The organism is Okeania sp. SIO2B3 (assembly GCF_010672525.1).
In the GTDB taxonomy this organism is placed as follows: Bacteria; Cyanobacteriota; Cyanobacteriia; order Cyanobacteriales; family Microcoleaceae; genus Okeania.
In genome coordinates, this window is sequence record NZ_JAAHGH010000018.1 from 55,568 (window position 1) to 80,474 (window position 24,907).

General features: G+C 38.8%; 17 protein-coding genes. 7 read left to right on the forward strand and 10 right to left on the reverse strand.

Annotated features, from left to right (window positions below; genetic code table 11):
- Positions 1-340: 340 nt before the first annotated feature.
- A complete protein-coding gene (ligA, locus tag F6K15_RS16205) occupies positions 341-2,401 on the forward strand; it encodes an NAD-dependent DNA ligase LigA (RefSeq protein WP_293062403.1) in 2,061 nt (686 codons plus the stop codon).
- Positions 2,402-2,663: 262 nt separating this feature from the next.
- On the opposite strand, the gene F6K15_RS16210 is transcribed toward ligA, so the two are convergent.
- Both F6K15_RS16210 and F6K15_RS16215 read right to left on the reverse strand, forming a co-directional pair.
- Positions 2,664-3,407, reverse strand: a complete 744-nt coding sequence (locus F6K15_RS16210; protein ID WP_293062405.1) for a response regulator transcription factor — start codon at positions 3,405-3,407, stop codon at positions 2,664-2,666.
- 1,578 nt (positions 3,408-4,985) lie between these two features.
- Positions 4,986-5,705, reverse strand: a complete 720-nt coding sequence (locus tag F6K15_RS16215) for a heme oxygenase (biliverdin-producing) (RefSeq protein ID WP_293062407.1) — start codon at positions 5,703-5,705, stop codon at positions 4,986-4,988.
- Between the two features lie 386 nt (positions 5,706-6,091).
- Between F6K15_RS16215 and F6K15_RS16220 the strand changes: the two genes are divergently transcribed.
- Complete coding sequence (locus F6K15_RS16220) at positions 6,092-7,123, forward strand: glycoside hydrolase family 10 protein (RefSeq protein ID WP_293062409.1); 1,032 nt, start codon at positions 6,092-6,094, stop codon at positions 7,121-7,123.
- Between the two features lie 91 nt (positions 7,124-7,214).
- Here F6K15_RS16220 and F6K15_RS38405 read toward each other — a convergent pair whose 3' ends face one another.
- A complete protein-coding gene (locus tag F6K15_RS38405; protein WP_363268083.1) occupies positions 7,215-7,427 on the reverse strand; it encodes a Uma2 family endonuclease in 213 nt (70 codons plus the stop codon).
- A 15-nt stretch (positions 7,428-7,442) separates the two neighbouring features.
- Positions 7,443-7,595, reverse strand: a complete 153-nt coding sequence (locus tag F6K15_RS38410; protein WP_363268085.1) for a hypothetical protein — start codon at positions 7,593-7,595, stop codon at positions 7,443-7,445.
- Between the two features lie 669 nt (positions 7,596-8,264).
- Between F6K15_RS38410 and F6K15_RS16230 the strand changes: the two genes are divergently transcribed.
- Genes F6K15_RS16230 through F6K15_RS16240 form a run of 3 tightly spaced genes read left to right on the forward strand, consistent with a single transcriptional unit; the run spans position 8,265 to position 11,034 of the window.
- Positions 8,265-8,618 (forward strand): trypco2 family protein, encoded by a 354-nt coding sequence (locus F6K15_RS16230; RefSeq protein ID WP_293062411.1) that lies wholly within the window; start codon positions 8,265-8,267, stop codon positions 8,616-8,618.
- A 21-nt stretch (positions 8,619-8,639) separates the two neighbouring features.
- Entirely contained in the window at positions 8,640-10,253 is a 1,614-nt protein-coding gene (locus F6K15_RS16235) for a CHAT domain-containing protein (RefSeq protein ID WP_293062412.1), read from the forward strand.
- Positions 10,254-10,308: 55 nt separating this feature from the next.
- Positions 10,309-11,034 (forward strand): hypothetical protein, encoded by a 726-nt coding sequence (locus F6K15_RS16240; protein WP_293062414.1) that lies wholly within the window; start codon positions 10,309-10,311, stop codon positions 11,032-11,034.
- A gap of 347 nt (positions 11,035-11,381) precedes the next feature.
- Here the strand turns inward: F6K15_RS16240 and F6K15_RS16245 are convergent, their stop codons facing one another.
- Positions 11,382-12,038 carry a hypothetical protein gene (locus tag F6K15_RS16245; RefSeq protein WP_293062416.1) on the reverse strand — a complete coding sequence of 219 codons (657 nt, stop codon included), beginning with the start codon at positions 12,036-12,038 and terminating at the stop codon, positions 11,382-11,384.
- A gap of 748 nt (positions 12,039-12,786) precedes the next feature.
- On the opposite strand from F6K15_RS16245, the gene F6K15_RS16250 reads away from it, so the two are divergent.
- Complete coding sequence (locus F6K15_RS16250) at positions 12,787-12,939, forward strand: hypothetical protein (RefSeq protein ID WP_293062418.1); 153 nt, start codon at positions 12,787-12,789, stop codon at positions 12,937-12,939.
- A gap of 50 nt (positions 12,940-12,989) precedes the next feature.
- Here the strand turns inward: F6K15_RS16250 and F6K15_RS16255 are convergent, their stop codons facing one another.
- The 5 genes from F6K15_RS16255 to F6K15_RS16275 all read right to left on the reverse strand — a co-directional run bounded on the left by F6K15_RS16255 (position 12,990) and on the right by F6K15_RS16275 (position 20,556).
- A complete protein-coding gene (locus F6K15_RS16255; protein ID WP_293062420.1) occupies positions 12,990-14,345 on the reverse strand; it encodes a response regulator in 1,356 nt (451 codons plus the stop codon).
- A 5-nt stretch (positions 14,346-14,350) separates the two neighbouring features.
- Entirely contained in the window at positions 14,351-16,687 is a 2,337-nt protein-coding gene (locus tag F6K15_RS16260; protein ID WP_293062422.1) for an ATP-binding protein, read from the reverse strand.
- Positions 16,688-16,930: 243 nt separating this feature from the next.
- Positions 16,931-18,493 carry an ABC transporter substrate-binding protein gene (locus F6K15_RS16265; protein WP_293062424.1) on the reverse strand — a complete coding sequence of 521 codons (1,563 nt, stop codon included), beginning with the start codon at positions 18,491-18,493 and terminating at the stop codon, positions 16,931-16,933.
- A 193-nt stretch (positions 18,494-18,686) separates the two neighbouring features.
- Positions 18,687-20,255, reverse strand: coding sequence for an ABC transporter substrate-binding protein (locus tag F6K15_RS16270; RefSeq protein WP_293062426.1), 1,569 nt, complete (start codon positions 20,253-20,255; stop codon positions 18,687-18,689).
- A gap of 55 nt (positions 20,256-20,310) precedes the next feature.
- Positions 20,311-20,556: a hypothetical protein gene (locus F6K15_RS16275; protein WP_293062428.1), complete on the reverse strand. Its 246-nt coding sequence runs from the start codon at positions 20,554-20,556 to the stop codon at positions 20,311-20,313.
- Positions 20,557-20,831: 275 nt separating this feature from the next.
- On the opposite strand from F6K15_RS16275, the gene F6K15_RS16280 reads away from it, so the two are divergent.
- Positions 20,832-24,821, forward strand: coding sequence for a magnesium chelatase subunit H (locus F6K15_RS16280; RefSeq protein WP_293062430.1), 3,990 nt, complete (start codon positions 20,832-20,834; stop codon positions 24,819-24,821).
- Positions 24,822-24,907 lie beyond the last annotated feature (86 nt).

Here is a 24,907-nt window from a genome sequence, read left to right on the forward strand (position 1 = left end):
ATTAGCCATAATAAAAAAGTTTTCTCTGATAAATTTTTTCCTGTTGCCTATTCCCTATTCCCTATTCCCTAAAATTGAGAATACGATCAAAATTGGCTCTAATATCAAGTGGCATTAATTAGCCATAATAAAAAAGTTTTCTCTGATAAATTTTTTCCTGTTGCCTATTCCCTATTCCCTATTCCCTAAAATTGAGAATACGATCAAAATTGGCTCTAATATCAAGTGTCATTAATTAGCCATAATAAAAAAGTTTTCCCTGTTGCCTATTCCCTGTTCCCTGTTCCCTTAATTTTTTTTTGTGGGTATTTTAAAGATACATGATATAAGGAGAAAAAAGATGGCAAAGTTAACACCAGAATTAGAGCAGCGTGCTCAACAATTGAGGCATAAACTTCAAGAAGCTGGCTATGCTTACTATGTCCTTGATAACCCTATTATGGAAGATACTGTTTATGATCGCCTAATTCGAGAATTACAAGAATTAGAAACCCAATATCCTCAATTAATTGTTCCAGATAGTCCTACCCAAAGAGTGGGAGAAAAACCAGCAACTAAATTTATATCAATTGAGCATAATATTCCTCTTTATAGTCTGGAAAATGCTTTTAATATTGAGGAATTAAAAAATTGGCAAGAACGTTGGCAACGTCAAATAGAAATCGACCCCCATTCTGATACGGTAGATTATGTTTGTGAACTCAAAATTGATGGTTCTGCTTTAGCTCTAACTTATGAAAATGGTTTATTAGTCAGAGGTGCTACTCGTGGAGATGGAATTAGAGGAGAAGATATTACTCAAAATGTCAAAACAATTAAAAGTATTCCCTTAAAACTAAAAATAGATAATCCACCCTCAATAATAGAAGTTCGAGGTGAGGCTTTTTTATCAATTAATGTATTTGAAAGTATCAACGCAGAAAGAGAAAAAATAGGAGAACCACCATTTGCTAATCCTCGTAATTCAGCAGCAGGTACTTTGCGACAGTTAGATTCAAAAATAGTTGCTCAACGCCGACTAGATTTTTTCGCTTATACACTTTATATAAACTCGGAAATTAATTCAGAATTATCTCAATTTTCTACCCAATGGCAATATTTAGAATTACTACAAAAATTAGGCTTTAAAGTTAATCCTAATCGTCAAATTTGTTCATCTTTAAATGATGTTCAAAAATACTATCAATATTGGGATACCGAACGAAAAAAATTGCCCTATTTAACCGATGGAGTTGTAGTTAAACTTAATTCTTTGCCAATACAAAAAAAATTAGGATTTACTCAAAAATTTCCTCGGTGGGCGATCGCTCTTAAATATCCTGCTGAAGAAGTCCCGACTATTGTCGAAGCAGTCACAATTCAAGTAGGCCGCACTGGGGCACTTACCCCTGTGGCAGAATTAAAACCTGTCCAGTTAGCAGGTACAACCGTACAAAGAGCTTCCCTGCATAATAGCGATCGCCTCGCGGAACTAAATTTACATATTGGAGACACAGTAATAGTCCGCAAAGCTGGAGAAATTATTCCAGAAGTAGTACGAGTTTTGCCAGAACTACGTCCCACAAATGCCCAACTATTTCAAATGCCTACCCACTGTCCAGAATGCGGTCAACCTGTTGTCAAACCTACCGATGAGGCAGTAACGAGGTGTATCAACGCTTCATGTCCCGCTATTCTTCGGGGTTCCTTGGTACATTGGGCCTCTAGGGGCGCTCTGGATATTAATGGTTTGGGGGAAAAATTGGTACAGCAGTTGGTAAATAGTGGTTTAGTTGAGTCAGTAGGGGATCTATATGATTTGAAAGTCGAAAGTTTGACTTCCCTCGAACGCATGGGACAAAAATCTGCTAGTAAATTGGTGGATGCGATCGCTACTTCTAAAAGCAAATCTTGGGCGCGGGTGCTTTATGGTTTAGGTATTCGTCATGTGGGTAGCGTGAATGCAGAGTTATTAACTCAGAAGTTTTCTAGTGTAGGACAGTTGGCACAAGCAAAGGCGACAGATATTGAAGCAGTCTATGGAATTGGTCCAGAAATTGCTCAATCAGTTGAACAGTGGTTTCAGGTATCAGCTAATCAAGAATTGGTGAAACGTCTGAATAATGGTGGAGTGACCATGGAGGTAAGAACAGATACAGGCAATGTGGCAAAAGAGCAAAGTGCATTTTTAGCAGGTAAAACTTTTGTGTTAACGGGAACTTTACCAACCTTGAAGCGGGATGAGGCAAAAAGTTTGATTGAAACTGCTGGTGGTAAAGTGACGAGTACGGTGAGTTCTAAGACTGATTTTGTTGTGGTAGGAAAAGATCCAGGTTCTAAGTTACAAAAAGCCGAAAAGTTGGGGATCGAGCAGTTGAGTGAAGCACAGTTATTGGGAATGTGGGAAGGCAGTAGGTTGTAATACCGTTTCACGGAAGTTATAAGTCAAAAGTCATGCATTAAGATTTTATCAGCTCAAAATTTTGATGCTAAAGTAATTTCAGGAAATTATTTAACATTTAAAGGAGCTAAACTATTTGTGACATCTTTAAAGTGAGTGAATTGGTATAAGTTAGGTATGATAATTACAGTTGCTTATTAATGAAAATCATTAAGAACTATTATATGGAATATTAGCAATTTATTTGGAATATTACCAAGGAAACATAATAGAAAGAATTTAGTTATTCCTGTATCAAATCATCTTTGCCTGGCACTTCAAACTTATAACCAACTTTAAAAATAGTTTTTATATACTCAAAATTACAACCACAGCCTTTAATTTTTTTACGAATTTGACTAATATGTACATCACAAACGTTTTTACTTCCAATCCAAATAGGATCTTCACTGTCAAATACTTGATTTTCACTGTCAAATACTTTAACCAACAATTCTAAGCGTTTCCAAACATAGCCTGGTCGATTAGCCATCAAAAATAATAAATCAAATTGTTTGTTAGTTAAAGAAACAATTTTATTCTTGAATTTTACTTCTCTAGTAGTATTATTTATTACTAAATCCCCAAATACAAGCTGATCGAAATTTTTATTAGAGGGTAATCTTTGACGTTTAAACATTGCTCTAATACGAGCATTTAATTCTACTAAACTAAATGGTTTTGTGAGATAACCGTCAGCACCTAACTGAAAAGCTAGAACTTTAGCTTCTTCATCACATAGACTGCTCAACATCAGTACTAATACATCATTGTAACTCTGCATTTCCTGACAAAGCTGAAAACCAGTAGTATCTGGTAGATTTATATCTAAAACAACTAAGTCTGGTTGAAATTCTTTAAATACAACAAAAGCGGTTGTACCATCTTGTGCAGACTCTACTTGATATTCTTGCTTAGTTAAAAAACGATGAACTAAGGTTCTGATTGCCTGGTCATCATCAACTATAAGAATCTTATAAAATGCCATATTAAAAATCCTCCTAATTTTTGTGTAGCTACATTACCAGTTTAACTGCTACAACAATTATCGCAAATTAACCTAATAAGTCCAAAAAATGCAATTTTTCAGATTTATCTCAACTTTGGTTGAAGACCCCCGCTCTCGGGTTACGGGAGCGTCGGGATATTTGCGCAGCATTCCGGAAGAAAAACCAATCAATGTTGCTGTTTTCTCACAGCGTGTGCTATAATAGTTAATTTAAGGCTACTAGGCTAGCAGTGTCTAGGGGAGCCGTCGGATTGGCGACGTACTGTGGAGCGACCGTAAGACCGGAAAGAGGTTCGACCTTGGAGGCGGGTGCATTGTTAGGGCAGCTCCTCTGCAAGAGGCAGCAGAAAGCCCTAAGAGCGCGATGGTTAGGAATCCCGCATTGTCCCATAGCCCAACGTCGGGAGGATTTCAAAATATGGCACATCATATCAAATCCAGCCACGTTGTGTAATTGATTCATAGGGTGGGGAGTGTGGAGGGAGAAAGCCACACCCTCCATTCTCCCACTTCCCGACTCCCCCGCTCAAGAAAATTTAGAAAAGTTTTTGATAAATGTTACTAATACCAATTCACTTCAAAAATGTCACAAATAGTTGGTAACTGATGAAGTAAAATAATAAGCTGAAATTACTGTATAATGGAAGTTTTAAGTACTTACAGCAGATTCTACTAAGCGTGAGGTACACCCGTCGCGGGCATCTTGCCCGCACTTGCATTCATTTAATTGTTAATCTCTTAATTGTTAATCTCTGTACTTCATATACCACGGAATCTGCTGTAAAATATTACTTCTGACTTCTGACTTCTGACTTCTGACTTCTTATTTTTTACTTTTGACTTTAGTGAAACGGTATAATATAGAATCCGGTTATATAGTATATGTTTATAACTATACTTCAAGCCTTCAATCTCCCCCTAGCCCCACATTCCCCTCCTGGGAGGGGTTATATAGAATCCGGTTATTATATAATAGTATATGTTGATAATTCTATATTACTTCAAGCCTTTAATCTCCCCCACTCCCCTACTCCCAGCTATACAATAACTATTCAACCAGATTCTATATTAGGGGTGGGTTCCCTACTCCCCCCAACTATATAGGGCTTGGTGATTAAATCTAAAAGTATTGACAGATAAAGGTAAGTGCCTTTTTGGGGCTTGTAAAAAGTGCGCCTGTTTCAGCTCTTCACGCTCAAAAAGGAGCGTATTTTAGGGGCATAGTTGGGCAGAACAATCAAGGGACAATTCTTACTCCGACCTCCTCGTTCATTCCCTTTTCTCCTGTCTTCCCCTCCCCTCCTGGGAGGGGCCCGCGGGTGGGTTGTCTCCAGTATAGCTGTCCCCTACCCTCACCCATAAGACTAGTGAAGCGCAAACCCTATATAATAAGTGTTCAACCAGATTTGATATAAGATGCCTCTCCAGACTCCTGTTCAAAAGCAAAATGTTGGAGACTTGGTGAGTGCACATGCAGCCATCAAACCCCCAACATTTAAAATACAACTTAAAAGTATTCTTTCTACTAAGATAGAAATATTAACCAATGAACCGTTATTATTCAGCAGCAGTAGCTAACTCTGTACTACCTGAACTACGTCTTCTAGTTAAAGTATTGAACAACAAGATACCGATCGCCTTGATTAAATTACCTTCTAGTTCATTGAACATTTTCATGTTCATGTCAAAAGCTGCATTCGCCTCATTAACCATTCTATCTGCGGTTGCCTGATCGATTGGTAAATCATTCATCCTCTGACGATACATATTCTTAAATGCTTTCTCATCAGAAATTTCTGGGAACTCATAGAAAGCAGTACCTTCCCCATCAATTAAATTCATACCTCTCTGGGCAATTTTCTTGAGAATTTGACCGCCAGACAAATCTCCCAAGTAGCGAGTATAGGAGTGAGCTACTAACAATTCTGGTTCTTTTTCTGAAATTTCTCTAATTCTCTGTACATAAGCTTCACCCGCAGCAGAAGGAGCAACTTGATCGCGCCAACCAGCACCATAATAAAACTGTAGGTCTTTCTCTAAACTCTGTTTACGGTTTAGCTCTGCAAAATAAACCTGGGAAAGGATTGGATGTTCCTGGTGGCGTTGCATCTCCTCTTCCATTGCGGAATAAACAAAGTAAAGATTCTTAACTAAATTCCGGTAGGACTTCTTTTCTACAACACCTTTTAAAAAACACTTGACAAAACCTACGTTTTCTGCATCTGTATGAGATTTTTTGGTTCCTTCACGCAATTGAGTTGCTAGGTTTACACTCATGTTAAATTTTCCTTACCAATACTAAATTATACAACTTGGCGTATCAATTCCTACAGAAATTTAGAAATTTATTGCCTATTTCTATAGATTAAAATGAATGGATCGGAATTTACATTAAGAATGATTAAGAAGTAACTGTTAAAAAGCGTTTAACACTTCAGCAGTTCAGCGGTCAGCTTTGGGCGTTTGCAGAGCATTCTGGAACGGAAAGGAGATAAGCAACCCAAGCTTTTCGTGACGCACTCCCTTACTTCAATTTATGGAATTATATAAAATCCGGTTATATAATATATGTTGATAATTCTATAAATTACTTCAATCTCCCCTACTCCCTACTCCCAACTATATAATAACTATTCAACCAAATAATAACTATTCAACCAAACATGATATTACGCGGTATCTGGCTCACAAATGTTGATAGTAAAGTCCTCCATTCCAGAGATAATATCGCAGAAGCAATGGACTTTCTTGCTGAAACAGGATTTAATGTTGTATTTCCGGTGGTCTGGAATAAAGCATTTACTCTCTACCCCAGTCAACTGATGCAGAGAATTTTTGGTAGAAAGATAGACCCGCAATACAAAGACCGCGACCCCTTAGCAGAAGTAATTATAGAAGCACGGCGAGTCGGTATTAAAATTATTCCTTGGTTTGAATACGGGTTTGTCAGCTCTTACAAACAAAATGGAGGGTTACTTCTAGCAAAAAAACCAGAATGGGCAGCTCGTGACTGCAAGGGGAATTTATTGGTAAAAAATGGTTTTGAGTGGATGAATGCTTTGGATGAGCAAGTGCAGAATTTTCTGATAGATCTAGTATTGGAAGTTGTGAAAAATTATGACATTGATGGCATCCAGGGAGACGACCGAATGCCAGCATTTCCTTCAGAAGGTGGCTATGATGCTAAAACAGTGGAACGTTATCGTCAGCAATTTTCTTGTCATCCACCCCGAAACCATAAACATCACAAATGGTTACAATGGCGTGCAGATATTTTGACAAATTTTTTAACTCGTTTACATCGGGAAGTGAAAGCAATTAAGCCTGAACTTTTAGTTTCAATGGCTCCCAGTTTTTACAAGTGGAGTTTGAATGAATATTTACAAGACTACCCCACTTGGATAAATCAAGGAATTGTCGATATTATTCACCCTCAACTTTACCGTCGTGACTTTGCTAGTTACAAATCTCTTGTGCAACAGTTAGTGAAACAGCAGTTTACTTGTAGTCAATTAAGCAAGTTGTTTCCAGGGATTTTAATTAAAATTGGCTCTTATCGAATTAGTGTAGATTATCTTTTGGAGGCGATCGCTTATAATCGTTCTTTAGGGGTTAATGGAGAAGTGTTATTTTTCTATGAAGGTCTCAGGGAAAATAACGATGCTTTGGCTAAAGCATTGCGAACAATTCCTTGACTTTTCCTAAATTATTCTAGTTAACTGGACAGTACAAAGTTTTGAATGGAAAAAAACATTCCCTAAAGTTGGGAAGCGATCGCCTCCCAAACTACTCCCCAAATAATCTCTCGACTGAAACCTCCAGTTCCCTAGACCCCAACGTTACAATTACCCCCTGACTCAAAATTTCTTGGGAATTATAACCTGTATTAGTAGGAGAACGAAATACCACAACTTCCCAATTTTGCAAATTAATTACCCAATATTCTGGAATACCTACCGCAGCATAAATCTTACTTTTCACCTCCAAATCTTTACTCAAAGTAGAATTAGAATATTATATCAACCAAAATATATTTTCTGGATAGGGGTGATGTTCGCGATAATTTCTACCTAAACGTTGTACAATTGCAATATCTGGTTCAGGCTCAGAATTATTTTGTGGTAAAGTAATAGGTTTACCTTGACGGACTTTAGCGCGTTCCCCCAACAGATATATCAAATATTCTGCTGCTTCATCACTGGTATAAGCATGAAATTCTCCCTCTGGTGCGATTTATACAATTTCTCCATTCAATAATTCCACACAGCGTTCCACTAATATTCCTGCTGCAATCATTTGATGATATTCGGCAACTGTCCACTTGGCAATAGTCATAGTCATAGCGATCGCTCCTTTGATTTGATAGTTTTATCTGACAGCAGTTTTTAGGTCAATGAACCATATAGAAAAAATGATAACCCAGTAGAGACCTTGCATAACAAAAATGCGTTTCATGTCGCGCAGCGTTAGCGGAGCTTTGCGTCAGCAAAACCTCCCTACAGTTTTTTTTCACAATTTATTTAGGATTGCTATTCTAAACTGCATAAATATTTGTTATACAGCACTTTCCACTGTTATGAGGTACATTATTGCGGGCAAGATGCCTGGGAATATTTAATTATTAATATCTGTACTTCTTATGTTTGGAATTTGCTGTTAAGACTAATCTTTGTTTTATCCGACTGATGCTTAGGAGGTTGGCGATCGCATACATACCAAATGGTTTCTATCAGGTAGACTAAGGAACCATAAAACCCCAGCTTGGATAAAATCCGGATGAGGAAAACCTCTTACTGTATAAGAAAATATCCTCGTCAATCAATCTACAAAAAAAATATGAGTAACGAAAATTCCATTGGAGTAGCGGAGTTGATTCAACAAGTCAAACAGGAATTACTTACCGAGTCGCCAGATAGCGAAACAGATATTCCTATTTTTGCAGTTGATTCTGTGGAATTGGAATTACAGGTGACAGTGAAAAAAGAAGGAAAAGCAGGAATTAAAATATATGTTCTGGAAATGGGAGGCGGTGGCAGTCGCGATGATGTCCAGAAAGTTAAGGTCAAATTATCTCCTCTTTTGAATAGAGAACAGCTTTTGGCCTTTTATAAAAAGCAGCATCCGGAACGTTGGTCAGAACTGTTGGAAAAAAATGTTAAGGCTACTACTAAAGGTCAACCGCTTGAATAATAAGAGGAAACAAATAGACCTATGGAACTTCTGGAGTTATATCTCTCACCTCTTGACAACCCCACTGAGTTTAAAGTAATAGTCACTCAGTCTCCTGCGGGTGAGGGAGAAAGTAAGTCATCATTACCTTTTTTGGATGTCGAACGCGACTGGCGCACTACTGTTATTAGAACTTTGGATATTTCTAGTTTCAACTCTGAGTCTTTTTCAGCAGAGGGCGAACAGGAATGGATGATAAAAGCGGGAATTTTAGGGAGCGATCGCTCGACTTTCCATCCTAATTATTTGGTTAACATTGGTCAAGCACTCTATAACGCTCTGTTTCCTCAAGGTAGTAGAGTAGAACAACTCTTGCAGCAGTCTATCACTTTAGCTGAGTCTAAATCTACTAAACTGGTGGTGCGGTTGAAACTGGAAGCGGATGTGGTGCAGAAAACACGACTAGCAGATTATCCTTGGGAACTATTGTACAATAAATATTTTCTCTGTCATCACCAAGTTGAGTTTTCCCGATATATTGCCTATCAAGCGGTTCCTCCTAGTTTACCCACAGCAGAAAAACTGAATGTTTTATTGGTTTCCTCTGGAGCGTCTGATGCAGAACTTAACCTGGGAATGCTTTCTAAGAAGGAACAAAAAGCTATTCTTAAGGGGTTTAAAACTGCTAGTGAGAGGGGAGATATTTCTCTGGAACAACTGAAGGAAGCGACTTTTGATGAATTAAGAACTTATCTCACCGAACATCCAGGGGATAAAGCACCCCATGTACTGCATTTTGACGGACATGGTTTGTTCGGTAAACCTTGTCCTAACCCTGAATGTGGGGCGATGAATGCAGGAACGAAAGCGCAACAATGCCGAAAGTGTGGGACTGAGTTGCCTTCAGCTCAAGGATATTTGGTGTTTGAGGATGAGGATGGAGATGCTGATTATATTAGTGCTAGAGAATTGGGTACTCTGCTGCATCAGTTTGGTTTGAGTGACGGCGACAGTCAAACAGGGGGAGTGGTGCTAGTGGTATTGAGTGCTTGTCATTCAGGAAGGGTAATAGCGGGAGAGTCGATATTTAATGGTGCTGCTCAAAATCTGATTGCTCATCGGGTGCCTGCGGTGGTGGCAATGCAGTATTCTGTGATGGTTGACAGTGCGACTAAATTTACGGAACAGTTTTATCGTTCCCTGGGACAGAAAAATTCTCTAGCGGTGGCGGTGAGTCAGGGGCGGGGAGCGATGGGTGTGGAAGGAAATCAGTGGTATCGCCCGGTGCTTTATCTGCGCTGGCAGGATAATGAAGGCGGTCAATTGTTTGGATTTCCCTCGGAAGCATCTGAAAAGTCTGGAACTCCTAAGCAGTTGTCTAGTGGTTATAGAGAGGTAAAAACAATGGAAAAAACAGATAAATCTTCAGGACAACCAAAAATTAAGAGCAAATATAGATTTTGCCAAAAACTTGGCGACAGTTATAGAAACCTTGCTTTGTACTTTGAGATTCCTCCTCAAGACCAGAATCGTTGGCCAGCGGGTAGTGAATGTGAAAAAATCCTAGAATGGCTGGAAAATCGCAGTCGCTTTGACGAACTTCCAGAAGCGCTAATAGAAATTGAGCGTGAAGATTTAGTTGATATGATTTCATAGTTTTAGTCCTGTAATGTCAATTTAGTAGAAATTTCAGACTCCATAGTTGCACAAAATGGTAAATAAGTTTAAATTTTGCACGAAACTTGGTGACAGTCATAAAGACCTTGCTTTGTACTTTGAGATTCCTCCCCGAGACCAGAATCGTTGGCCAGCGGGTAGTGAATGTGAAAAAATCCTAGAGTGGCTGGAAAATCGCAGTCGCTTTGACGAACTTCCAGAAGCGCTTGTAGAAATTAAGCGTGAAGATTTGGTTTATTTGATTTCGCAGCCAGCGAATGGTGAGGAAGAAAATCGGTGGTGGCAGGATAATGAGGGCGGTCAATTGTTTGCAAGGGAAAGTTTTCAAACAAACAATATAAAGCAAAGTTTTAAGCTTAATAAAAAAGAAAAAGAATACTTTCACTCCTTATTTATCTTTTCAGCAGATTTAGATATTCCTTTCTCTGTTATCGCAATAATTTGGGATTTGGAGCTTTCAGAAGTCAAACCCCTATGTGATAAATTATACGAATTATCACTTTTGAGAAAGTATAAGACTACTGATGATAATCGGGGAATTATTCAATTAAATAGTTTGCTCCGAAAACATTTTATAAGTGTAAGTGATAATGAATTCAAACAACTTCTGGCCAAGACTAATAAAAAGTTTGTCGAATATTACGAAAAAAAATATGAGCTAAACTCGCCAGATTATCTTCCAGATAATCTTCCCTTAGAAGAGAAGAAGTTTCTTAGAAAAGTTTATAAATATCATTGGAGACAAGCCAAAAAAGTATAAATTTTCTAAGGGATGACAAGCAACCTGAAAAACTTTTGGGATAAGCTTTAGCATCTGGGATAGGCTATTACAGAGGTTTTAATTTGGGTAGACCACAGTAGAGGCGTTTCATGTCGCCGCGCCAGCGTTTCGACTGTCGCCGACATGAAAAGCGGAGCTTTGCGTTAGCAAAACGGCCGTTCGCCCCTACAGGGTTTTGTTGTGACGATGTGGTTTATCAATCTGAAAAGCACTATAAATTATATCATGTCCGGATAATCAGTGATAAAAAAGCATCTGGTTTGTAGTAAAGGTCTCAGCCCTATCTAAAGTTCTGGCTCAAGACCAACTACAAACTTTAATTATAACTATTCAACTGGAGATAATATTACTTCGAGAGTCGGCTCTTCAGTCACTTCTACTTTATATAGTATTTTATCATTATTTTCTTCTGTATCTCCTATCCAAACCATATAAATACCTGCTTTGATTGTATCAGTGGCTTGATGACTAAAATATGTTAAATCAGATTCATCATCTTGCTCACAAATTATGTTTTCTTCTCCTACAGCTTTAATAAGAATCCAAGGATTTACCTCTTCTAAAGTTTTTACTTTTACTGTGATGATGGACTTATCAAAGTCATCTTTTAATATTGCTATGTGATCTGGCTCTCTGTTAGGAGTTATGTTTGTTCTGCCTTCGTTACAGTTGTTTTCATAATCATATTCTGATTCTTCATCATTAAGATAACCAAATTTAATTTTTGGATCACCAAAACCAGGGCTAATTACAATTGTTCTATCAACAATACGGGGAGGTGTCTGATCTGATTTTGTATAATCAACAGGGGGAGGTGTCGGATATGATGTTGGATTAACAACAGGGGTAGCTGTCGGCTCTGGTGTTATATCAACAACAGGGGGAGATGTCTGATATGAAGTCGAATCTTTACACCCAATAGCAAAAACCGAGATTAACATGGTACCAGCACCAAGTATACTAATTATTTTCGTATTTTTCATAGTTCTCATTTACTACGTTTTTTATAAGTTGTACCTATCAACCAAATCAAGAGGAAAGGAATAAAAATTCCTAAGAATATATGAAACACAAAGCAAATTCGAGAAATCCATTAATTCCAACCATAAATTTTAAAGCCTATATCATCCCGAGGAATAAAACTTAGAAGTATGTCTCCACAAAGGTGAGCATAAATTCCTATTCTCAAGCTAGACTAATGCGATCATATCTCAAGATATGAAAATGGTAATTGTGAAAAGTTTCTTAAAATTGTAGCATCAGCGATCGCGTAGCGGAACGGAGTTCTATCGCAATTACCTATCGCTACAACCTTAGATATTAATCCAAAAGGTGTAATATTACATCCGGATAATTAGTGATAAAAAAGCTTCTTCTTTTGCCCTCCTGACTTCTGATTTCTTCCTCGTTATTTATAACCATTCAACCGAACATCATATAACTCCTGTCTTATTAAATTCATAAGCAAAACTAATTAAACATCCTATCTCTCATCATCAGGTAATTGAAAATTTATACCCTCATCCCAAATTATTTTCTATACAAATCCCCTTAACTTTTATTAACAAAAACCAAAAGGATATACTCGACATTTTGTCAACAAATGTAACGAAAGATTTCAAATTTCTTATAGAATTGTATCAAATTCCAACTTTTCTCTACCTTTTTTTCACATTTTCTGGTACATATACTCATTAAGTATCAGCAATTATCCTCAAGGAGCAATACTTAATGTTCACATCTGTTAAACCTACCGTTCGCCACATTGTCCCAGAAGACCTTAAAGGGCGATCGCTCTTAAAAGTTGTATATATTTTTTTAGAAGCACAATATCAGAGTTCTCTATCTACAGCGGTGCGCTCTATTAACAAAAAAAGCGACTAACTATAACTATAGCTAAAAGGTTTGAAAACTTGCTTTCGCCTGACTCTACCTTATTTTTGAGCCAAAGTAATGACAAACTCAGTTCCTATTCCTAATTCCGAAGTACAAGTAATTTTACCTCCATGTTTTTCTTCTACTATTTGCCGAGAAATTGATAAACCTAATCCCGTTCCTTTTCCTACTACTTTGGTTGTAAATAAATGCTCGAATATTTTCTTTTTCACCTCCTCACTCATACCTATACCATTATCTCCTATGCGGATAATTGCCTGTTGTTTTTCATCCTCAATTTCCGTGGTAATAGTAATCTGATTTGGTGATGCTTTGATTTCCTGAAAATTTTTCCCAGAATTACCTTCTTCCAAAGCATCAATAGCATTAGCAATTAAATTCATAAATACTTGATTTAGTTGTCCGGGATAGCAGTTTATTTCTGGCAAATTTCCATAGTTTTTTACTACTTTTATTTCTGGGCGAAGTTCATTAGCTTTGAGTCGGTGTCTGAGAATTAATAAAGTGCTATCTATGCCATCATGGATGTTAAATGGAACTTTCGCTATTGTATCACTACGAGAAAAGGTTTTCATAGATTTGCTAATCTCGGTAATGCGATTAGTTCCTTGTCTCATTGATTCGAGCATTTCTGGCAAATCTTCTATCAGATAATCTAATTCTATCTCCTCAATTTTATCTTGAGTTGTTTCGCTCTTCCAATCTAATCCTTGTTGATAAAGCTGCAATAAATCAATTAAATTTTGAATGTATTCAGTGGCGCAATCTAAGTTACCAGAAATAAACCCCACGGGATTGTTAATTTCGTGGGCTACTCCCGCCACGAGATTCCCCAAGGTAGCCATTTTCTCGCTTTGAATAATAGTGAGTTGGGCTTGTTTGAGTTCATCGTATTTTTTATTCAGTTCCTTATTAGCTTTTTCTAATTCCTGATTCACCTGCTGGAGTTGTCTATTTTGTTCTGCTAGTTGTTGAGCTTGCATATAATTTTCTTGTTTCAGAAGTTTTTGCAGGCGAGTGAGTTCTAAATGAGTAGAAATGCGAGCTAAAACTTCCTCGGCTTGAAATGGTTTCGTAATATAATCCACTCCTCCCACAGTAAAAGCTTTGAGTTTATCCATTACTTCATCTAAAGCACTAATAAAAATCACTGGAATATCGCAAGTCAATTCGTTGGCTTTGAGATGTTGACAAACTTCGTACCCGTCCATATTTGGCATTTTAATATCCAGCAAAATCAAACTAGGAGAAAATTTTTCAATAAATGCTAAAGCCAATTTTCCACTAGGAAACGATCGCACCAAATAGCCATTTTCCTTTAACAGACTGCTAAGTACATGTAAATTGGCTGGGGTATCATCAATAACAATGATTTGCTCTTGGGTATAATTCATTTTAACTACTCCCCGCCTATTTTTGTTGCTGAAATTAAGCTCAACACTTTTTCATACTCAAAGTTATGCAGAGAAGTTTTTAGTGCCAGAGCCAAAGCATCATTATGAGTAGCAATTTGTTTGATTAGCATGGCAATTAAGTCCTCATCAGAACAGATCACTGCCTCTTCAAGTTGGGCTAAAATTTCAGTGGGAATTTCTGCCATTACCTCTGGGGTTAAAACCTCTTTTGTTGATATTTTGGCCGTATTTTCTGGAATTAAATCTTCATATACATATTTGACACCAATATGTCTATTCATCGCCTTAAAAATTTCTTCCTCTCGAAAAGGTTTTCTCAAGAAATCATCGCATCCTGCGGACATGACTACCGCTTTTTCTTCTTCTAGGACGCTGGCTGTCAAGGCAATAATTGCTGTTGCTTGACCTTTGAGGTGAGATTTAATAATTTGGCTGGCAGCGTAACCATCCATCACTGGCATCCGCATATCCATCCAGATTAAGTGTGGTTCCCATTTATCCCATATATCAACAGCTTCTTGACCGTTACTTGCCTCTTGAAGTTCAAATCCCAAGGGAGAAAGTAGTTTTATTAATAATTTACGATTGATAGGTTTATCATCAACGATGAGAATACGATATTTGGGTTGATTAGCTTCTAGAGCAATAACTCGCCGAGATGGCTGGTGTGTGGCAATATCGCTGGCTGCTACTTCAGTAACTTGAATATCAAATAGGAAAGTTGTGCCTTGCCCCACGACACTTTTAACTTTGATGTCGCCTCCCATCAAACGCACAAATTGGTAGCTGATAGATAATCCTAAACCCGTTCCTTCCTGAGCTTGTTTTCCGGTTTTGGTTTGGCTAAAGGCTTGAAAAAGATGTTCTAATTCTTCTTGAGCAATTCCCGCTCCTGAATCTTCAATTTCAAAATGAAGTGTAGAGGAATTAGCATCTAACACTTGATCTTGACTATTAGTTTTCAGATTGGAAGCTCGAATAGAAACCCCACCATATTGAGTGAATTTGAGGCCGTTGTTAATCAAATTAATCAACACTTGGCGCAATTTAATTTGATCGGTACGGACATAGCGTAGCAGATCGGGTTCATACTCCATGAGTAAGTAGAGATTTTTTTCCTCCGCTTTGATTTTAAACATATCATCAATGTCATCTAGCAGACGGTGAAGGTCGAAGTTTTTCGGATTGAGAGTAGTTTTACCTGCTTCAATTTTAGAAAGGTCGAGAATGTTGTTAATTAGACTTAAGAGATGTTCGCCACTACGATAAACAATGCCAACATTTTCTTGATGTTCGCGCCCCAGGGTTTGCGAGCGAGTCATAATTTGAGCAAAACCAAGAATAGCGTTGAGAGGAGAGCGTAATTCGTGGCTCATGTTGGCAATGAAAGTGCTTTTGGCTTGGTTGGCAGAATCTGCGATTAATTTTGCTTGCTCTAGTTCCACAGTTCGTTCTTTGACTTTTTGTTCTAGAGTTTGGGAGTATTCTTCCAGTTTTTGGAATGAGTTTTGTAGCTGCCCCGCCATGTAATTAAAAGAATTAGCTAATTCTCCCAATTCATCATCACTCTCAGTTAATAAAGATTGATCCCATTCTCCATCTGCAAGTTTTTTAGCCGCATCATTTAAGCGGAGGGTTCGATCGACAATGAGCGACCGCGCTAACCACCGCACCATAACAACCGTCAATGCTAAAATTATCAGGAAAAGTCCTAAAGCGATTCCAGCAGCAATTTTTTCAGATTGCAGGATTGAAGTAGCATCTAATTCGATCGCTAAAATTCCCTCTAGGCGACCAAATTGATCCTCAATCGGTGCATATCCATATAACAAGTTTTTGCCTTCTGTATTCTGCACAAAATCGTTTTCAACCTTTGATTGGGATAGGGTATTTCCTTCTGCTGAGAGAATCGGAGTTACATTCTCTGCTATTTGTCCCACAGATATTAATGATTTTGAGGTGGAATCTAAATTTAAGACAAAAGCAAATTGACCGTTGCTTTTGGGACGCAGGGTATAAATGCGGTTGACATCTTTACTAGCTGCTTGAACGGTTTTGAGTTCTTCGAGATTGATCTTGTAGAAGGGTTTATTAGTATCTTTAGGTGTAACAACCAGGGAATGATAGTCACTGTCAATTTCTGGCGCTGTTAAACTCAGCAAATCTAATAGGCGATCGCGCATTGCTTGCTGGTTAGCTGTACGAAACTGCCAGTAAAGAGTAGTGGTAAGTATCCCCGCCATCAGAGCAATTAAGCCTGAATAAGCAGCCACAATTTTGATACTTAAATTCCAACGAAACATTGATTGCTTTTGACTCATAATTATTTTTGAATTGAGCTGACTTTAGCTAGAAGTTATAATTTTGAATTTTGAATTGATTATTCGATATCGCTAACGCACCCTACTGGACCGTTTTACCTAAAATAGTGCATTATTTTTGGCTGTGTCCAGACAGGGAAGACAAGGAAGACAAGGAGGGAAAAGAGAAAATCTAAAACTGTGCATTAGCTTTTAACTTGAAAATTCTTACTTTTGACTTTTGACTTTTGATTTTTGAATTGATTACTCGACTCCTAAACTGTCTCGGTAGTCTTGTAATTGGGAATCTCGCCCCATTTTATTTGTAATTTCCTCCCACTCTCGCTCAATTTGTTCCATGGTTTCATCGCGAGTTATCTTACCCGTTAGAAAACTGGCGAGTGCAGTATCCAAAATTTCTCTTTGGTAGAGAGCATTTTCTGGTATGCGTAGATCTAATACCATGTTGGGATTTCTTAAACTTACAGAAATACCACCCAAGTATTTACTAGCTGCTTCTTCCCCAATTCCTGCTTCTAACCAGGCTTCACGATTAGTAAACTGTGATATGCGGTAAGGATTAAAACCAGTAATCCCAATAGTGACATCAACATTAGATTGTGCGGGTTGGCTGATATAGGAAATCAGTGCATAAGCAGCATCTTTAACTTCTGGTTTTGCCGCTGCATTAATTGAACCTACCCATCCACCCATCGCACCATAAGGAGCATGGTTAACGCCATCAATGGCATAGGGACAGGTAAATTTATCACAGGCTACTAATTTACCAGTATTGCGATCGAGAACTTCTTTGCTACCTGGTAATATCGATGCACCAACTTGATCAGGTATTTGGGAAATGGCTGGATCTATCGCTAATGTGCCAGTATCGCCCCAATCTAAAGTTAGGGCACAGCGTCCACTTAAGAACAATGCTCTGGCTCCCTGTAAATCTAAGCTTAATTCTTCTGGCGGTGCGTATTTAGTTGTTTCTTTATAAATATCTAGTGCTCTGGCAAAGGCTTGGTTATTGACTAATGGCTTCATGGTTTCAGCGTCAAAAAATCCACCTTCTTCTGTTCCTTGACTTTGGAGAAACGGACTTGCTACAGACCAAAAAAACTGATCATTCACGTTTTTTGGCTTTTTAGGTATACAAGAACCATAGTCTGGTATACCATCACCATTGAGGTCTTGCCCGTGAAATTGTTTGGCAATAGCGAGATAATCATCCCAGGTTCTTGGGGACTCAAGTTCCGCCTTTTCAAATAAATCTGTGCGATAATAAACCATGTGAAAATCACCATCCACAAGAACCCCATAGATTTGCTCTCTGTAGGTGGCAATAAAATTGCGGAAAAAGGGTGCAATATCATCCCATTCTAGTTGGCTATCTGCTTGGACACGAGCTGTTAAATTTTCCAAATATCCAGGCTTGGCAAAATCCGTCATCCATTTGGCAGAGAAAACAACCACATCATACTTGTTGGTTTTGTTCACAAAATCCCGCTGTATGGATGGAAAAGTATCTTGGAGAGGAAATTTAACCATATTAACCTGAGCCCCCGTTAGTTTTTCAAACTCACGCGCTCGACGCTCAACCCCTACCCCGTGAGGTTTCTCGTAGGTAGCAACCGTAATGGTAATCCCGTCAAATCTTTGTGGTTTTACTGCATCTATATTTTCTATTGGAGTTTGAACCAGATCGGTTCCCGGAGTGGACTTGTTTTGACTACAACCCACTGCATTAAACAGCAAAAGGAAAGCTACAAGTGCTGTAGATAATCTTTGCTGATCAGGATATTTTTTGTGGCCCAGTATTTTCATAAGATGTCTTTCAATAATGAATAATGAATAATGAATAATGAATAATTACCTCTCCTTGAAAGAAGAGGATTGACAAACAGATGAAAATTTTTCTTTATTATCCCCTTAAAAGGGGAGGCTTTAAAGCACAATTTTTTGGTAACAATTTTGATACTTAAATTCCAAGGTAACATTGATTGCTTTCTCCACATAGTTATTGAATTCCTAAAGTGTCTCGGTAAGATTGTAATTGGGAATCTCGCCCCATTTTATTTGTGATTTTCTCCCACTCTCGCTCAATTTGTTTCATGGTTTCATCGCGAGTCATCTTACCCGTCATAAAATTGGTGAGTGCAGCATCCAAAATTTCTCCTTGGTAGAAATCATTTCCTGGGATGCGTAAATCTAATACCATGTTGGGATTTTTTAAACTTACAGCAATACCACCTAAGTATTTATTAACTGTTTCTTTCCCCATTCCTACCTGTAACCAGGGTTCACGGTTAGTAAACTGTGATATGCGGTAAGGATTAAAACCCGTAATCCCAATGGTGACATCAACATTAGATTGCGCGGGTTGGCTCATATAGGAAATCAGTGCATAAGCAGCCTCTTTAACTTCTGGTTTGGCCGCTGCATTAATTCCACCTGCCCATCCACCCATCGCACCATAGGGAGCATGGTTAACGCCATCAATGGCATAGGGACAGGTGAATTTATCGCAGGCTACCAATTTACCAGTCTGGCGATCGAGGACTTCTTTGCTACCCGGTAATATCGATGCACCAACTTTATCAGGTATTTGGGAAATGGCTGGATCTATGGCTAATGTTCCCATGTCCCCCCAATCTAAGGTTAAAGCACAGCGTCCAGTTAAAAACAATTCTCTCGCTTCGTCCACACCCAAGCTTAATTCATTTGACGGTGCGTATTTAGTTGTTTCTTTATAAATATCTAGTGCTCTGGCAAAGGCTTGGTTATTGACCAATGGCTTCATAGTTTCGGGGTCAAAAAATCCACCTTCTTCTGTTCCTTGGCTTTGGAGAAACGGGCTGGCTACCGACCAAAAAAACAGAGGATTCAAGGCTTTTGGCTTTTTCATCATACAAGAACCATAGTCTGGTATACCATCACCATTGAGGTCTTGCCCGTGAAATTGTTTGGCAATAGCGAGATAATCATCCCAGGTTCGTGGGGAGTCAAGCTCTGCCTTTCCCAATAAATCTGTGCGATAATAAACCATGTGAAAATCCCCATCCACAGGAATGCCATAGATTTGGTCTTTGTAGGTGGCAATAAAATTGCGGAAAAAAGGTGCAACATCATCCCATTCCAGTTGCCTATCTGCTTCGACGCGAGCTGTTAAATTTTCCAAATATCCAGGTTTGACAAAATCCGTCATCCATTTGGGCGAGAAAACAACCACATCATACTTGTTGGTTTGGTTCACAAACTCCTCCTGCATGGATCGAAAAGTATCCTTAATAGGAAACCCAAACACATCAACCTGAGCACCCGTCAGTTTTTCAAATTCGCGCGCTCTACGCTTAACCCCTACCGCAATTGGGTTTGCCTGGGTGGCAACGGTAATGGTAATCCCGTCAAATCTTTGTGGTTTTACTGAATCTGTATTTTCTATTGGAGTTTGAACCTGATCGGCTTCCGGGGTGAATTTATTTTGACTACAACCCACTGCATTAAATAGCAACAAGAAAGCTACAAGTGCTGTAGATAATCTTTGTTGATGACGATTTTTTTTGTTACCAAGTATTTTAATCAGCATTAGATATTTCCAATAATAAAAAATAAAATTAATTATCGCGCTCTTATTCATGAATCTACTTCTGATAACTTAAGAGAGTGAATAGTTTGACAATACCTTTTATTTGGAGATTTCTAGCAATAGTGTATTGGTTGCGAAACTGAACTAATTCATTAAAGGAAGGAAACTGATTGCGCATCAGTTTAATCACCACTGGTTGACCATCTACTTTAGACATTCCGCGATAGACGACTGTGCGATCGCTCTCATGTATTAAGTCGCCGATTTTGTAATCCGTTAAGGATGTGATAGTTAAGTTCATGGCCAGTTAATCCAAAGACTTTTTCAGAATTTTCTCTCATTCCAATTCTATCTAAAGCTAAAAGATGGACTTATCATATTTATGCCAAAATGTAAAGTGATTTTTTTAAACAAAAATCAGAATATATACTCGCCATTTTGTCAATAAATGTAACGAAAAATTTCAAATTTCTTATCGAATTGTATCAAATCAAGACCTTACTCTACCTTTTATTAACGTTTTCTGGTAAATATACTCATTAAGTATCAGCAATTATCCTCAAGGAGCAATACTTAATGTTCACATCTGTTAAACCCACCGTTCGCCACATTGTCCCAGAAGACCTCAAAGGGCGATCGCTCTTAAAAGTTGTATATATCGTTCTAGAAGCACAATATCAGAGTTCTCTCTCAACAGCGGTGCGCTCTATTAACGAAAAAAATCCTAATTTGGCCATTGAAATAAGTGGCTATTTAATAGAAGAATTACGAGACCCCCAAAATTACGAAAATTTTAAAAAAGAAGTTTCTGAAGCTAATATCTTTATCGCTTCCCTAATTTTCATTGAAGACTTGGCCGAAAAAGTAGTGGAGGCTGTAACCCCCCACCGAGACAAGCTGGACGCTGCTGTGGTTTTCCCTTCCATGCCACAAGTAATGCGCCTGAATAAAATGGGAAGTTTCTCAATGGCACAACTAGGCCAGAGTAAAAGCGCGATCGCTCAGTTTATGCGGAAGCGGAAGGAAAAATCTGGTTCTTCTTTCCAAGATGGAATGCTGAAGTTGCTGCAAACTCTGCCGAAAGTGTTGAAGTATATGCCTATTGATAAGGCGCAGGATGCTAGGAACTTTATGCTCAGTTTCCAATATTGGTTAGGGGGTTCATCAGAAAACCTGGAAAATTTCCTGCTGATGTTGGCAGATAAATATGTTTTCAAAGATAAGAAAAACAGTTCTCTGCAATATGTCGATCCAGTGGTTTATCCAGACATGGGCATCTGGCATCCCCTAGCACCAAAAATGTTTGAGGATGTCAAAGAATATCTGAACTGGTACAACAACCGCAAAGATATTTCTGAAGATTTGAAAGATCCCCTTGCTCCTTGTGTTGGTTTAGTGTTACAGCGAACCCACTTAGTTACGGGAGATGATGCTCACTATGTTGCCATGTTGCAAGAGTTGGAAGCGATGGGAGCGCGAGTTGTACCTGTATTTGCCGGAGGGTTAGATTTTTCCAAACCAGTCGATGCTTATTTCTGGGAAGTTGCAGCTAAAGGAGTTGAACCTACACCATTAGTAGATACGGTAATTTCTCTAACAGGTTTTGCACTGGTTGGCGGACCTGCTAGACAAGACCATCCGAAAGCGATAGAATCGTTGAAACGGTTGAACAGACCATATATGGTGGCTTTGCCTCTGGTTTTCCAAACTACCGAAGAATGGGAAGAAAGCGAACTTGGTCTCCACCCGATACAAGTAGCTTTGCAAATAGCTATTCCAGAACTAGATGGAGCGATCGAACCTATTATTATGTCTGGTCGTGATGGAGCAACTGGAAAAGCAATAGCTCTCCAAGACCGCATCGAAGCTGTTGCTCAACGTGCTATGAAATGGGCAAGTCTCAGACGCAAACCTAAACTCGACAAAAAAGTTGCTATTACTATTTTCAGTTTCCCTCCAGATAAAGGAAATGTTGGTACTGCTGCATATTTAGATGTATTTGGTTCTATCTATGAAGTAGTAAAAGCACTAAAAGGAAACGGTTACGATATCCAAGACTTGCCAGACTCCGCAGAAGAATTGATGAAGCAAGTTATTCACGATGCTACTGCTCAATATCAAAGTCCGGAGTTGAATATTGCTCACCGGATGTCGGTCGAACAATACGAACGTTTGACTCCATACTCCGAACGTTTATATGAAAACTGGGGACCCCCACCAGGAAATCTTAACAGCGATGGCGAAAATTTATTAATCTACGGTAAAAGTTTCGGAAACCTTTTTATCGGAGTACAACCAACATTTGGTTATGAAGGCGACCCCATGCGGTTGTTGTTCTCCCGTTCCGCAAGTCCTCATCATGGTTTTGCTGCTTACTATACCTATTTAGAACAAATTTGGAAAGCTGACGCAGTGCTACATTTCGGTACTCACGGTTCTCTAGAATTTATGCCTGGGAAGCAAATTGGAATGTCTGGAGATTGTTATCCAGATAATCTCATTGGTAGTACTCCCAACATCTATTATTATGCAGCGAATAATCCTAGTGAGGCGACTATTGCCAAACGTCGTAGTTATGCCGAAACTATTTCTTACTTAACTCCCCCTGCGGAAAATGCTGGTTTATATAAAGGTTTGCAGGAGTTGAACGAGTTGATCGGTTCCTATCAAACTCTCAAGGATAGCGGGCGAGGTATTCCCATTGTCAACACTATTATGGATAAGTGTCGGATGGTTAACTTAGACCAAGATATTATCCTGCCAGAAAAAGATGCTCAAGAGTTGACCGCTGAAGAACGAGATAACATTGTTGGGGATGTTTACCGCAGGTTGATGGAAATTGAGTCCCGGTTGTTGCCTTGTGGTTTGCACATTATTGGAAAACCTCCTAGTTCTGAAGAGGCGATCGCTACTTTGGTAAATATTGCTAGTTTAGACCGAGAAGAGGAAGAGATAACTGGTTTACCTCGAATTATTGCTAATAGTCTCAACCGCGATATTGAGGAACTTTATCAAAATAATAATAAAGGTATTCTTGCCGATGTTGAGTTACTGCAAAAAATTGTTGAAGCGACTCGCAGTGCTGTAGCTGCATTAGTTCACCAACAAACTGACGCTGATGGTCGAGTTTCTATGGTGAGCAAACTTAATTTCTTCAACATGATGAAAAAAGTACCTTGGATAGAAGCTTTGGAAACGGCAGGTTTTCCTGATGTTGATGCGGAACTTATTAAACCTCTGTTTGAATATTTGGAATTTTGCCTAGAACAGGTTTGTGCTGATAACGAGTTAGGTTCTCTGTTGCGAGCGTTGGAAGGGGAATATATTTTACCCGGACCTGGTGGCGACCCCATTCGGAACCCGGATGTTTTGCCTACTGGTAAAAATATGCACGCCCTCGACCCCCAGTCTATTCCTACTGCTGCTGCTGTTAAGTCGGCAAAAATTGTAGTTGACCGTTTATTGGCGCGACAAATGCAAGAGAATGGTGGGCAATATCCAGAAACTATTGCTGTTGTGTTGTGGGGAACTGACAATATCAAGACTTACGGTGAATCTCTTGCTCAGGTAATGTGGATGGTAGGTGTGAAACCTGTACCTGATGCTTTGGGTAGGGTGAATAAGTTGGAATTAATTCCATTGGAGGAATTAGGTCGTCCTCGTGTTGACGTAGTGATTAACTGTTCCGGTGTATTCCGAGATTTATTTATCAATCAAATGAATCTTTTGGATAAAGCTGTGAAAATGGCAGCGGAAGCAGAGGAACCGGAAGAGATGAATTTTGTCCGGAAGCACGCTCTCAAGCAAGCGGAAGATTTAGGAGTAAATTTACGTCAAGCTGCAACGCGGGTATTTTCTAATGCTTCCGGTTCTTATGCTGCGAATGTTAATTTGGCAGTGGAAAATAGTACCTGGGAAGATGAGTCGGAATTACAGGAAATGTATTTGAAACGTAAGTCTTTTGCTTTTAATTCTGATAACCCCGGAATGATGGAAGATAACCGGAAAGTATTTGAGTCAGCATTGAAAACTGCCGATGCGACATTCCAGAATTTAGATTCGTCCGAAATTAGTTTGACAGATGTGAGTCATTATTTTGATTCCGATCCGACAAAAATTGTGGCGACTCTCCGGGATGATGGGAAAAAACCATCTTCTTATATTGCGGATACAACAACTGCTAATGCTCAGGTGCGGTCATTATCTGAGACAGTACGTTTGGATGCGCGGACAAAAATGTTGAATCCAAAATGGTATGAGGGAATGTTGTCTCATGGTTATGAAGGAGTGCGGGAGTTGTCAAAGCGTCTCGTGAATACCATGGGATGGAGTGCGACTGCTGGTGCCGTTGATAATTGGGTTTATGAGGATGTGAATGAGACATTTATAAAGGATGAGCAAATGCAGCAGCGGTTGTTGAATTTGAATCCGCATTCGTTCCGGAAGATGGTGACGACATTGTTAGAAGTGAACGGACGCGGTTATTGGGAGACAAGTGAGAGTAATTTGGATAAGTTGAGAGAGTTGTATCAGCAAGTGGAGGATAGAATTGAAGGAATAGAATAGTAGGTTTGAGATAGAGTTATAATTTAGGGGCAGACAAAATGTCTGCCCTTTCTTGTTTTTTCAAAACGGAAATAGATATTAAATCT